The following is a 12,910-nucleotide window of genomic DNA, read 5'->3' on the forward strand; positions in this document are numbered from 1 at the left end:
GAAACATTTGATAAAAATTTATGAAATTTAGATTATTACTCGTTGCCGTATTTGTTTTTGTTTTGAACTCAGTTAGTTCTTATGGGCAATTATTACAATGGAATACTTTTGGAAATACAGGAACTGAAACCACAGAACCTAGTGTAGCTAATGATGCTAATGTAGCTGCTGCTAATTTAACTTTTGGTGCTGGAGTAACCGCAGCCGCTAATGGAAACCGTTTTGGAGGAAATAATTGGTTTGACACAGGAGATTCAGCAACCCCTACTTTGGCGGAATCAATTTCAGGAAATGATTACATTCAATTTACGGTAACGCCTAATTCCGGTTTTTCTTTTACACCTACTTCCTTTGTTTTTACCTGGGATAGATCGGCAAGCGGTCCAAGTAGCGTAACATTACGTTCATCAGTTGATGGCTATGCAAGTGATTTAGGTACTGTTACAGGTATTGTTGGTAGTGCATTTGCCTCAAATACTATTACCATTTCCGGCCTAACTAATATTACAACAGCCACTACATTCAGACTTTATGGTTATGGAACCGCAGGAGCACTAGCTGGAGGAACAGGGGGTTTTGATCAAAATGTTGTATCTCCAGGTGTTGTAAACGTAGTCTTAAACGGCACCACCGCTTCTACTGGACCTTGTAGTGATCCGGCGAATTCGGATACGGCTTTAGTGGTTACCAACAGAACGGTTAACGGTCTTGATATTGCTTGGACGGAGTCGGTTTCGGCTACCGGTTCTTTGGTTGTGATAAGACCAACGGCCTCAGCCGCTGCGTTACCAACAGACAATACCGCTTACACTGCAAGTACCGCTTGGGCTAGTGCCGCACAAATCAATACCAACAATAGGGTAATGTATAACGGCTTAGGTTCTTCAGTTACCGGGATTACAGGTTTAACCGCGGGCACCCAATATACCATAACGGTTTATGCCTATAACACCGGGTCGGGCTCAACCATTTGTTACCGAGAGTTGACGCCTTTGACCACTACTTTTTATACGTTGGCTACGGAACCTACGGGACATCCGGCTTCGTTTACCTGTTCGGGTCCCGGTTTAAATCAACTAACATTAACTTATCCTGCTGCTAGCACAGTTGCCGGTTCAGGGTATGTTATTTTATATCGTGCGGGTGCAGCGTCAACCGGTCTTCCGGTCGATGGAACGTTTTATACCGCTGGTTCTTTAATTGGCGACTCAACCGTTTACAGTTATGTTACTGCCGGAAGTACAACTACAACAGTAACCGGTCTAACTCCGGGAACCACATATCATTTTTTATTGGTGCCTTATTCTATTGCAAGTGCTGCCAATGCTACTCTGAATTACAGAACGGCAGCAACCATTAGAACGACCAATTGTACCACACTATCTCTCAGTGCCGCATCCGATATAGTAGAAGTAGCGAGTTCAGAAGCCGTTATTATACCAAGTACCACAAACAGCGTTGCGATTGCTGCGGTAACCGATGGGATTCAAGTATGGCAAATTACCGTAAGAGACGGTGGCGGTGTAGCCGATTCGGATTCGAATCCAACGATACTAAATGCGTTTACCATTGCGCAAGCGGCGGGGAATGCTGTGGCTTCCTGGTCAGACGCTATTTTTTCTGTAGGCTTATTTGATGGGTCGACTTTTATTGCCAATGGGGTGGTAAGTGCCAACCAAATTGTCTTTAGTGGGTTAACCGTTTCGGTAGCCGATAATACGTCAAAAACATTGTCGCTAAGATTGTCACTCAACTGTCCGTTAGGTGCAGGCGCTATTGACGGGGACGATTTTGGGTTTTCTATAACCAATGCCAATACTACCTTTTCGCCAACAGGTTCCGGAAAGGCAGCTTTCCTGGCGGCCACTTCGGCTAATGGCAGTAATGTGATTAGTGTGGTGGCTACTAAGTTGGTGTTCTTTACCCAACCTATAACTACAGGAATAGACCTCGCCATGTTGCCGGTTGTAGTTAGGGCTTATGATGCGTGTAATAATTTAGATATTAATTTTACCGGAACCGTTTCTTTAACCAGTACCGGAACGATGACTGCCGTTACTCCGGTAGCTGCAGTGGGAGGGATTGCCACATTCTCGGGCATAGTGCATACGGTTTTGGGGACTAATTTAACGTTAACGGCTTCTTCCACTGTTACGCCAATAGTCAGTACAAATTTCAACATAGTAGATGTTACGGTTTTCAATACCGGTGAGTTGCTATTCGTGGGGTATGACGGACAAGAAAATGGTTCCGGAGCAAGTGATGAATATTTAATTGCCACTATGGTGGATATCAAACCGGGCACACAGTTTTCTATCGTAAACTCGCGTTACGAAGCGGGTGCGGCGGCCAACGTGAGAACCGACAAATGGGGCGGCGGCGGCGATATTGCTTCTGAAGCACCTTACACCACATTAATAACATACAACGGAGCTACCGATATTCCGGCGGGTTCTGTATTAGTAATCATTACCGATAATTCTGCCAATTGGTTCGGCAGTATTGACGTAATTACCGGAACTACCACTACTTCAAGAACAGCAGATTTTACCGGTTCCTTGGTTTTTGGAACTACTTTTAATCCTAATATTTCTACTTCCGGTTCCGATCAGCTGTATTTAATTCAGGGAGGTTTTGTTTCTGATGGCAGCATTGATGCTAACGAAGCCAATTATATCCTTTCAGGCCGATTGCTTCATGGTTTGACCAACAGAGCGGCTTGGGTTCCTTTAACCAATGCTTGTAACGGAGATGCCACCGGTGGAAACACCAGAGAATCGAGATTGCCGGCGCCTTTAACTTGTTTCAATGTAGAAAGTATTTCGGGGTCAGGAATTAGTGGTTATTATGAAAACGATAAAGAACACGGTTTGGCTTCTATCCGCCAAATCATAACCGCCGTGGGGAATGTTCCTGCTAATTGGACCTTAGGCACCGGAAGATATACAATCGATGCTACTTCTTCATTAGCCACCCGTGCCGGAAAGACTTTCCAAATCGGACCAAGCAATCCTTCGGGTTCTTGGGTAGGTGATTTTGACACCAACTGGTTCAATTGTGCGAATTGGGAAGGATTAAAAGTACCGGATGCCACTACCGATGTAGTATTGAATGGGTCATCTGTAAACGACGCCGTGGTAGAGGCTACGGCTGTTTATGCCGATGATTTTGCCAATGTGGCCAGCTGTAATAATTTGACCATCACCACCAGAAAAGTACAAGTGGAAGCCAGTATAAATAATATATTAGAAGTCAAAGGCGATTTAACCCTCAGCGGTTCGGGAGCTTTAGACATGGACGAAGGCAATTCAAGCAATGATGACGGAATTATCAAATTGTCGGGAGATTGGATCAATAATGTGAGTGCTGCCGCTTTTTCAGAAGGAAACGGAACGGTAGAGTTTGTGGGCACCACACCTCAAGTGATTAGTAGTGTTGCTGTAGAAGGGACCGAAACTTTCCACCATGTTATTTTAGACAATGATTTTGATACGGCTGTTTCTAATAACTTAATTGCCACAGGTGATTTAACAGTAAGAACCGGTAGAGACGTTACGATTGATTCGGCCGGATATATAAAAGCTTACCAGCAACTTAACCACAGTGGGACGATAACCATTGAAAGTAGCGGTCAGTTAGTACAAGTTGACGATACAGACACTAATATAGGAACTTATAACAATACCACTTTCGTAGTAAAAAGAGATTACACAGCTAAGGATATTGATTATGTGTATTGGAGTGCTCCCACAAAATTATTTACAGTAGCTAGTTTGCCTAATGGTTTCCACTATGTATGGGATCCGACTTATGCTAATGTTAATGCTACTGAAGGAAATTGGATTGCGCCACCAACGGCCCAAATGCAAATTGGAAAAGGGTATATCGCCCGAACTTTTAATGGTTCAGCTACCGCGATAACACTTACTTTTGATTTCTTTGGACAACCTAATAATGGTTTGATTACCAGCGTAAATGTGTCGAGAGGGTCTTATTTTGGAGACGGAATTACGACCGGCTTGCCTTATGATGCCGAACCGGCTAATCCTAATAACGTAAACACAACCCGATGGGATGACAACTGGAACTTAGTTGGTAATCCGTATCCATCCCCATTGAACGCTAAAGCCTTTTTAGACGCCAACACTAACTTGGAAGGCTTTGTCAATATTTGGACGCACGATACCGAGCCTACAATTTTGAACGATCCTTTTTATGCTGACTTTGGGTATAATTATGATGCCACTGACTATATTACCCACAATGGTACGGCTACAATCAGTGGTCCGGGCGGTTTTGACGGAAATATTGCTTCGGGTCAAGGGTTCTTTGTATTAATGGAAGATGGTGCAGCACTTACGCAACCTATTGTATTCAATAATGCCATGAGAAGCGATTTGGGGAACAACTTAGTTTATGACAATTCCGATTTTTTCAGAAATGCTGCGACAACTCAAAATACTCAGGCAGAAGAAAAACACAGAATTTGGTTAGATATAGTCGCGCCTCAAGGACAAGTGAGCCGTGCAGTTGTAGGGTATGTAACCGACGCCACTAACAACAAAGATCGTTTGTATGATGCTGTTACTAATGCCGCCGGATTAAAGTTGTATTCCTTTACCGAAGACCATGAGTTGCAAGAGTATTGTATTCAAGGTAGAGCATTGCCATTTGTGAATACGGATACCGTAAGACTTGGTTTTAATGCTACTACAGTAGGAAGTCATACCATAGCGATTGCAACAGTAGATGGTTTGTTCTTGAACGATCAGACTATTTATTTAGAAGATAAGTTCTTGAATATCATTCACAATATAAAAGAGTCGCCTTATACTTTTACCACAGACAAAGGAAGGTTTGACAACCGATTCGTATTGCGCTATACGGATAGTGCTGCTTTAGGCAATGATGATTTTGACACTTTAAGCAACAGTGTTGTTGTGGCAAGTAACAACGGACAGTTGACCATAAAATCATACCTGCAAACTTTAGAAGAAGTGGTGATTTATGATGTATTAGGAAGACAATTGTTTGCTCAAAAAGGCATAGGAGCCAATGATTTCATAGCGTCTAATATTGCTATGAGCCAACAATCGGTCATCGTTAAAATTAAATTGGAAAGCGGAATAATAGTGACCAAGAAGGTGTTGCTGTAACGGTTGTAAGTATAAAAAGAAAAGTCCCAAGCTAAATTAGTTTGGGACTTTTTTTATGGGAGTAAAGAGTTATTTCCCTTTAGTCGATGCTTCTAAATTGCGTTCTATTTGGTGACCGGGTCTTGACCATTTTGGTTTTTCGCCCAAGGCTTGGAATTGCGAATCTTCGGCTTCCACGGTTGTAGGTTGCATGATTTTGATGAATGGTTTTTGCGGGAGTAAACCAAGAGTTTCAAACATTTTCATGTCTTCATTCACATCCGGGTTTGGCGTAGTCAATAATTTATCGCCTGCAAAAATAGAGTTAGCTCCGGCAAAGAAACACATCGCTTGACCTTCACGCGACATTTCAGTTCTTCCGGCAGACAAACGCACTTGGGTTTCCGGCATTACGATACGTGTGGTGGCTACCATGCGAATCATTTCCCAGATTTCCACCGGTTTTTCATTTTCCATTGGCGTACCTTCTACCGCTACTAAGGCATTAATTGGCACCGATTCCGGTTGCGGATTTAAAGTAGACAAAGCCACTAACATTCCGGCACGGTCTTCAATGCTTTCCCCCATTCCGATAATCCCGCCGCTACAAACGGTAACATTGGTTTTACGAACATTTTCGATGGTTTGCAAACGGTCTTCAAATCCTCGGGTTGAAATCACTTCTTTATAATAATCTTCAGAAGTATCTAAGTTGTGGTTGTAAGCGTATAAACCGGCTTCGGCCAATCTTTGGGCTTGGTTTTCGGTTAGCATCCCTAGGGTACAACACACTTCCATATCCAGTTTGTTGATGGTTCTTACCATTTCCAAGACTTGATCAAACTCTTCACCATCTTTTACATTTCGCCACGCAGCGCCCATACAAACTCTCGAAGAACCGTTAGATTTGGCTCTTAAGGCTTGTGCTTTTACTTGGCTTACGGTCATTAAATCGTTTCCGGTAATGTCGGTATGATAGCGTGCTGCTTGCGGACAATAACCACAATCTTCAGGACAACCACCGGTTTTTATAGAAAGTAAAGTAGAAACTTGAACCACATTTGGATCATGATGCTCACGGTGAATAGAAGCGGCTTCGTAAAGCAAATCCATCAACGGTTTGTTGTATATAGCAATGATTTCGTCTTTGGTCCAGTTGTGTTTTGTAATACTCATAGGTATAATTTTATCTTGCACCAAAAGTAGGTAATTTGTCTTTAAGTTACAATGGGATATTTTGATAAATGGGTTGAATTAATCTTGCGGGGCTGTTTTATTTCTAAAAAGTTGCATGGCGATAAATACCACAATAACTCCTGAAGCGATTCCTTCAAACAATAGTCCTATGGCATATTCGTTGGCTGTTGGGCTTCCGCCAAAAAGAAATTCCCCCGACAAGTTTTTGACATACTCATTGCCACCACGCGCATAGATGTAACTTACTAAACCGGCCACACTAAGTAAAATCCCGCTCATGGCTGTGGTGCCCGCCGAGAGTAGATTAGCCACATAACCGCTTTTGCCTTCTTTGAAATTGGATTGTAAAGTACGGCTTACACCATAATATACAAAAGTTGCGTTGAGTATTCTGAGGTAAATGATTTTTGATAAACCGAAAAACTCCATGATTAGAAAATAAATGGCGATTCCGGCAAAGATTAGGATTCCGTTGGTAAATTCTTTAGGTAGTTTCATAGCGATAGGTTTTAAGTGGATGATTAAAACAAGCTTATCAAATTTAAGAAATTATCTTTGATAACTACATTAGTTTAACAGAAAAGAAGGCTTTATTGTAAATAATAAAAGACAATATTAAATTGTTTATAACTGCTTGAGGTAGTTTATCGCAGTTGATTTATCTAGTGCCAATTGGTTTTTAAGGGCGTCCAAAGACTCGAATTTTTGTTCGTTACGCATTCGTTTAAGTAACGAAACGATTATTTTTTGGTCGTAAAGGTCTTGGTCAAAATCAAAGAAATTAATTTCAATGGTTAAAGTGGTGCCCTCAACTGTTGGGCGATTGCCAATGTTCATCATGCCGTAAACCGTTTTGCCGTTCAATACACTTTTGGCAACATAAACCCCGTTTAGCGGAATGAGTTTGTAATCTTCTTCGATGTGAATGTTGGCGGTGGGATAACCTATTGTGCGACCGAGTTGCTTTCCTTTAGAAACAATACCGGTTAAGGAATATTGATAGCCTAAATAGTCATTAGCCAATTCGATATTGCCTTCGCTTAAAGCGGTTCTGATTTTGGTAGAACTGATGGACACTTCGTTGATGGCTTCTGCAGAAATTTGTTCCACTTCAAAACCATAGGTTTTTCCAAATTCAGTTAAATCATTGATGTCAGCGGTTCGGTTTCTGCCAAAGCGGTGATCGTGACCAATGATGATTTTTTTGATTTGAAAAGTATCCACCAAAACCTGTTTGACAAAATCTTCTGCGGTTAATCTTGAAAAATCTTTATCGAAAGGATGCACCACAAGATGATCAACGCCTAAGTTTTCTAATAAAGCTATTTTTTCGTTGAGCGTGTTGAGTTGTTTCATTTCGGTTCCTTCCTGAAGCACCATTCGCGGATGCGGGAAAAAAGTCAGTACTAAACTTTCGCAGTCCTGAGATTGGGCGGAGGCGATAATTTGTTCCAATATTTTTTTATGGCCAAGGTGAACGCCGTCAAAAGTACCAATAGTAACTATGGTAGGCTTGTGGGCAACAAAAGATGTTATGGAATGAACTATTTTCAAGTAGTAGATAAATGTAATACTGCAAAAATATGTTTTACAAATTAAATACAATAATTTTTAGCGCGTTAATACAAAAACCCTGTAAAAAAGAAGTGTTATGTTACGTGGAAGAATGTTTTATTAAGAACCATAATGGTTGATTTTTCGTAATTTATAAGGGTAAAGTTATGGGTGAGGGATTTTTTTAACGAAAATTTTGCCATAACCTTAGGCATTAGTTTGTTAAAAAATTAAAAATAACAGAATATATGTTAAATTTTAATTGAAATCTTTTAAAAAAATGGGGTAGAGATTTGCAATCTATTGAAAGATAATTATCTTTGGCTACTTTTTAACAATCAACAAAATACCATGAAAAAACACTACTTATTATTCATTCTACTTTTCTCAGTAGCACAGGGTTTTGCTCAAGGAAATTCTCCTTGGAAATTTCTTAGTAATGACAAGCTTATTACCGCAGAGAAAGTAAGAGAAGATGATTATTCAGCCAATCAAAAATTAATACAATTTGATGCAGTTGAATTTAAACAGTCATTAGTTAACGTTAACGATATTGCTTCAGGTCTTCCGGGCGTTGAAATATCACTTCCTAATATCAATGGAAAGCTGGAAAAGTTTATGGTTTGGGAATCTTCAAATTTTGCACCCGAATTGCAAGCCAATTTTCCTGAAATCAGAGCTTATGTAGGGAAAGGAATTACGGATGCTGCCGCAACTTTAAATTTTAGTTTTGCACCTTCTGGGATTCAAACTATGATTTTCAGAGCCGGTTTAGGATCAGAATTTATTGAGCCTTTCACTAAAGACAGATCGGTTTATGTTGTTTTTGATTCCAAAACCAGAACCCGTGGTCAATTGCCTTTTGTATGTTCTACAGAAGAAATTGCAATGGCTGATAATTTGCAAAGAAATGGCAATGTAACTATGGCCAACAATCAGATATATAAAACCATGCGTTTGGCTGTTTCTTGTAACGGGGAATATGCTGCGTATCACGGTGGAACTGTAGCCGGTGCTTTAGCGGCTATCAATGCTACTATGTCACGTTGTAACGGAGTATTCGAAAGAGACTTGGCGGTTAAATTGATTTTGATTGCCAATAATAATTTAGTGATTTATACTAATGCAGGTTCCGATCCTTATACCTCAATGGCAAATTGGAGTCCACAATTACAAGCTACTTTAACGGCTCAAATCGGGGAAGCCAATTATGATATCGGCCACTTATTTGGTGCTACCGGTGGTGGTGGATTTGCCGGTTGTATCGGTTGTGTATGTGTAGACGGTCAAAAAGGAAGTGGTTATACATCTCCGGCTAATGGCATACCGATGGGAGATACTTTCGATATTGATTATGTGGCGCACGAATTAGGACACCAAATGGGAGCCAATCACACTTTTACTCACACTGGAGAAAATAATACAGTAAATATGGAGCCTGGAAGTGGTTCTACCATTATGGCTTATGCCGGAATTGGTGGAGGCGGAACAGACATGCAATCCAACTCAGACGATTACTTTACTTATAGAAGTATATTGCAAATACAAAATAACCTTGCTACTAAAGCTTGTCCGATTAGCACTAGTATTGCGGCTACCAATCCAAGACCAACTTTGATTTTGGCAGGGATTAATTTTACTATTCCGGTAAGTACAGCCTTTAAATTAAGCGGAACGGGAACCGGAACACCTGGTGAAGTATTGACTTATACTTGGGAGCAAAATAATGATGCTACTGTAGTGGGCGGAACTTCAACATTTCCTTCACCTACAAAAACCGATGGGCCTAACTTCAGATCAGTAGTGCCGGATTTGTCACCGGTGAGATACATGCCTAAGTTTTCGGATGTGTTAAACGGTACTTTAACCAACACTTGGGAAACGGTTTCTTCTGTGGCAAGATCATTGAGTTTTGCCTTGACCGTTAGAGATAACGTTCTTGGTGGAGGACAAACAAATACATCCGCTATGACGGTTAATGTGGTTAATATTAGTGGTGCTTTTGCTTTCACAAGCCCGAATACACCAGCGTCTTGGGGATTAGGTTCTACACAAACCATTACATGGAATGTGGCCGGAACTACTGCTAATGGGATGAATACGGCCAATGTTAATATCTTAATCTCAACAGATGGAGGTGAAACATTTACCAGTTTAGTAGCAAACACACCAAATGACGGTTCTGAAACCATAACTATGCCTTCAACTCCAACGCAAAATTGTAGATTATTGATTGAAGCAGTTGGGAATATTTTCTATGCAGTTAGTAAAAATATAACTTTAGGTTATGATTGTAATGTGGCTAGTGAAACTCCGGGTACAGCAATTAATGATGGGTTAGGAGCCAACAATCCGGGTACAGCAGCAGTTCGTACTTTAAATTTCCCAAATAATGTTACTATCAATAATATGAAAGCGTCTTTCAGTACAGGTCACACCTGGATAGGTGATTTAGTGGTTAAACTAAAACATCCTGACGGAACTGAAATAAATCTTTGGAACAGAACCTGTAACAATCCACAAAGTAGTGGATTGAATGTAACTTTCGCTGATGGTTCTCCTGCTCCGGTTTGTGGTAGTCCAACTAACGGAACATTTAGTCCTGTTCAGGCATTGGCAGCCTTTAACGGAAAACCATCTAATGGTGTTTGGACTTTAACAGTGCAGGATTTCTATATTGGAGATTCAGGAACTATTGCTTCTTGGGGAATTGATTTTGGATGTACTTTGAACAGTGAACAATATGATATCGCTGATTTGACCGTGTATCCAAATCCAAATAACGGAAACTTTACCGTTAGATTTGAAAACCCAACTTCAGCAGAAACTAAAATTGAGGTTTACGATATTAGAGGTAGAAAAATATTTGAAAACGCATTCACTAACCAAGGCGTGTTTAACGAAAATATCCAGTTAAACAATGCACAATACGGTATTTACTTATTGAATGTTACTGATGGTAACAGAAAAGTAGTTAAAAGAATAGCCGTTGAATAATACGAGATCGTATTAAAATAAATTCAAAAGGAGAAAGTTGTGAAATTTTCTCCTTTTTGACCTAAAATCTATAATGAATTAAAAAATAAAGCTAAATGAAATTGAAATTATCCTTATTGTGGTTGATTGTAATCCAAATAAGTTTTGCCCAACAAAGAACTTGTGGTATGGAGCAAAAGATGCAGCAAATTATGAATGACCCTATTGCCAGACAACAGTATCTTCAACAACAAGCCCAATTTGAAGTAGAGCTTCAAAAAATGGCAACACTCAGCAGAAACAGTAACGCTGTAAATAATGTACAAACCATCAGGATTCCGGTTGCTGTTCATTATCCTTCTGCCGGAGCGGTAACGGAATCAGTGAAAACTTGTTTGAGAGCTTTGGCCCAAAATCAAATCAATATTTTGAATGCGGATTACAATGCTACCAATGCGGACATTGTTAATTTTACAGAAAATGATGCCAGTTTCTATCCGGGTATTTCTGTGGGTAATTTAGGGGTTCAATTTGAATTGGCTACAGAAAATCACCCTGCCGGAACCGGATTGACTAATGGACAGGTTGCGGTAACTTTTGGGACCGATTTCTTGTCCGGGGCCGATTCAGATCCTACATGGGCTGGTTATATGAACATGGTGGTTAGAAATGAAGGTAGCTCTATTTTAGGGTATTCACCACTTGGAGGTTCTCCTGCATCTGGACACACGGTGGTGATCAACAGATTTGCTTTTGGTTCAGGCTCCGGTTGTGCCGGTTTTGTTCCTGCAGCACCTTTTAATTTAGGAAGAACATTAACCCATGAGTTAGGACACTTCTTTAATTTAGATCATACTTTTAACAATGGTACTTGTAGTACTAACACCAACTGTAATACCCAAGGCGATCGGGTTTGTGACACTCCTGAAGTAGCTTCTGAGTCTTATGAATGTCCTGAGGTAGGAACGGTTGGAAGTTGCTCATTTGAGCAATTTGCGCTTACTATGAACTATATGGATTATGTAGATGACGCTTGTATGTATATGTTTACTTTGGGACAAGAAAACAGAATGAGAGCTTATTACAATGCGATTGTGAGTCAATTTTCAACAACGGCTTTGTCAAATAATGAAGTGTTAGACAACAACTTTAAAATTTACCCAAATCCAAGTAAAGGAAGTTTTACTATTGAGTTTAAAGAGTTGACCAATAGTTATGCCGTAGAAGTATATGATATTACCGGTAAGGTAATTTATGACAATAACTTTGAATTGACTTCTAGCTTAGTTCAAACTATTAATTTAGAAAATACCGGAAGCGGTGTTTACTTTGTTAACATTAAGACTGATAATGGTTTGTTGATAACCAAGAAAATAGTAATGGAGTAATCTTTTTGTAAATAATAAAAAAAGCCACCAGAAATGATGGCTTTTTTTATTTTCCGTTGAAACTGTTCATGGTATTGTTTAGTCCTGCCAAGGCAAACGATTCTATGATTTGTTTAGCTACTTCGTAACGCTCTGTGAGTTTGGTTTTTTCTTCTTCGCTCCATTCGCCCAAAACATAATCTACTTGTTGGCCTTTTTTGAATTCGTCGCTGATGCCAAAACGAAAACGCGGATATTCGGAAGTGTTTAAGATCAGTTGGATATTTTTCAAACCGTTGTGTCCGCCATCACTGCCTTTGGCTTTTATACGGATGGTTCCGAAAGGCAAATTCAAATCATCGGTGATGATTAAGACGTTTTCTTTGGCGATGTTTTCTTTGTCCATCCAATAGTGTACCGCTTTGCCACTCAAATTCATATAGGTGTTAGGTTTCAAAAGGATAAGCTTTCTGCCTTTGATGCTGTATTCGGTTACTGTTCCTAATTTGGCGGTTTCAAAAGATAAACTTTCCTTTTGGGCGACATAATCCAGTATTTTGAAGCCAATGTTATGGCGTGTATTTACATATTCGGCACCAATATTTCCTAGTCCGACAATGAGGAATTTTTTCATAGAATCAATGTTGTCAACTTCTGTTGTTTTACTGAAGAGTTGTGTTA

At 40.1% G+C, this 12,910-nt stretch carries 7 protein-coding genes; 3 read left to right on the forward strand and 4 right to left on the reverse strand.

Annotation, left to right across the window (positions count from 1 at the left end):
• Positions 1 to 20: 20 nt before the first annotated feature.
• Entirely contained in the window at positions 21 to 5,156 is a 5,136-nt protein-coding gene (locus ICG50_RS02590) for a T9SS sorting signal type C domain-containing protein (protein WP_187659346.1), read from the forward strand.
• Positions 5,157 to 5,225: 69 nt separating this feature from the next.
• Here the strand turns inward: ICG50_RS02590 and bioB are convergent, their stop codons facing one another.
• From bioB to ICG50_RS02605, 3 genes are all read right to left on the reverse strand, one after another.
• Entirely contained in the window at positions 5,226 to 6,311 is a 1,086-nt protein-coding gene (bioB, locus tag ICG50_RS02595) for a biotin synthase BioB (protein ID WP_187659347.1), read from the reverse strand.
• 78 nt (positions 6,312 to 6,389) lie between these two features.
• A complete protein-coding gene (locus ICG50_RS02600; RefSeq protein WP_187659348.1) occupies positions 6,390 to 6,830 on the reverse strand; it encodes a hypothetical protein in 441 nt (146 codons plus the stop codon).
• 126 nt (positions 6,831 to 6,956) lie between these two features.
• Positions 6,957 to 7,886, reverse strand: coding sequence for a bifunctional riboflavin kinase/FAD synthetase (locus ICG50_RS02605; protein WP_187659349.1), 930 nt, complete (start codon positions 7,884 to 7,886; stop codon positions 6,957 to 6,959).
• 351 nt (positions 7,887 to 8,237) lie between these two features.
• On the opposite strand from ICG50_RS02605, the gene ICG50_RS02610 reads away from it, so the two are divergent.
• Together ICG50_RS02610 and ICG50_RS02615 are read left to right on the forward strand one after the other, a co-directional pair.
• Entirely contained in the window at positions 8,238 to 10,883 is a 2,646-nt protein-coding gene (locus tag ICG50_RS02610; RefSeq protein ID WP_187659350.1) for a zinc-dependent metalloprotease, read from the forward strand.
• Positions 10,884 to 10,978: 95 nt separating this feature from the next.
• Positions 10,979 to 12,250 carry a zinc-dependent metalloprotease gene (locus tag ICG50_RS02615; protein ID WP_187659351.1) on the forward strand — a complete coding sequence of 424 codons (1,272 nt, stop codon included), beginning with the start codon at positions 10,979 to 10,981 and terminating at the stop codon, positions 12,248 to 12,250.
• A gap of 46 nt (positions 12,251 to 12,296) precedes the next feature.
• On the opposite strand, the gene pth is transcribed toward ICG50_RS02615, so the two are convergent.
• A complete protein-coding gene (gene pth / locus ICG50_RS02620; protein ID WP_187659352.1) occupies positions 12,297 to 12,863 on the reverse strand; it encodes an aminoacyl-tRNA hydrolase in 567 nt (188 codons plus the stop codon).
• Positions 12,864 to 12,910: the final 47 nt, after the last annotated feature.

This window comes from Flavobacterium buctense, assembly GCF_014486695.1.
GTDB lineage: Bacteria > Bacteroidota > Bacteroidia > Flavobacteriales > Flavobacteriaceae > Flavobacterium > Flavobacterium buctense.

Coding starts and splice junctions, on each gene's coding strand:
- pth (WP_187659352.1), bottom strand. CDS start 12,863: ATGAAAAAATTCCTCATTGTCGGACTAGGAAATATTGGTGCCGAATAT.
- ICG50_RS02615 (WP_187659351.1), top strand. CDS start 10,979: ATGAAATTGAAATTATCCTTATTGTGGTTGATTGTAATCCAAATAAGT.
- ICG50_RS02600 (WP_187659348.1), bottom strand. CDS start 6,830: ATGAAACTACCTAAAGAATTTACCAACGGAATCCTAATCTTTGCCGGA.
- ICG50_RS02610 (WP_187659350.1), top strand. CDS start 8,238: ATGAAAAAACACTACTTATTATTCATTCTACTTTTCTCAGTAGCACAG.
- bioB (WP_187659347.1), bottom strand. CDS start 6,311: ATGAGTATTACAAAACACAACTGGACCAAAGACGAAATCATTGCTATA.
- ICG50_RS02590 (WP_187659346.1), top strand. CDS start 21: ATGAAATTTAGATTATTACTCGTTGCCGTATTTGTTTTTGTTTTGAAC.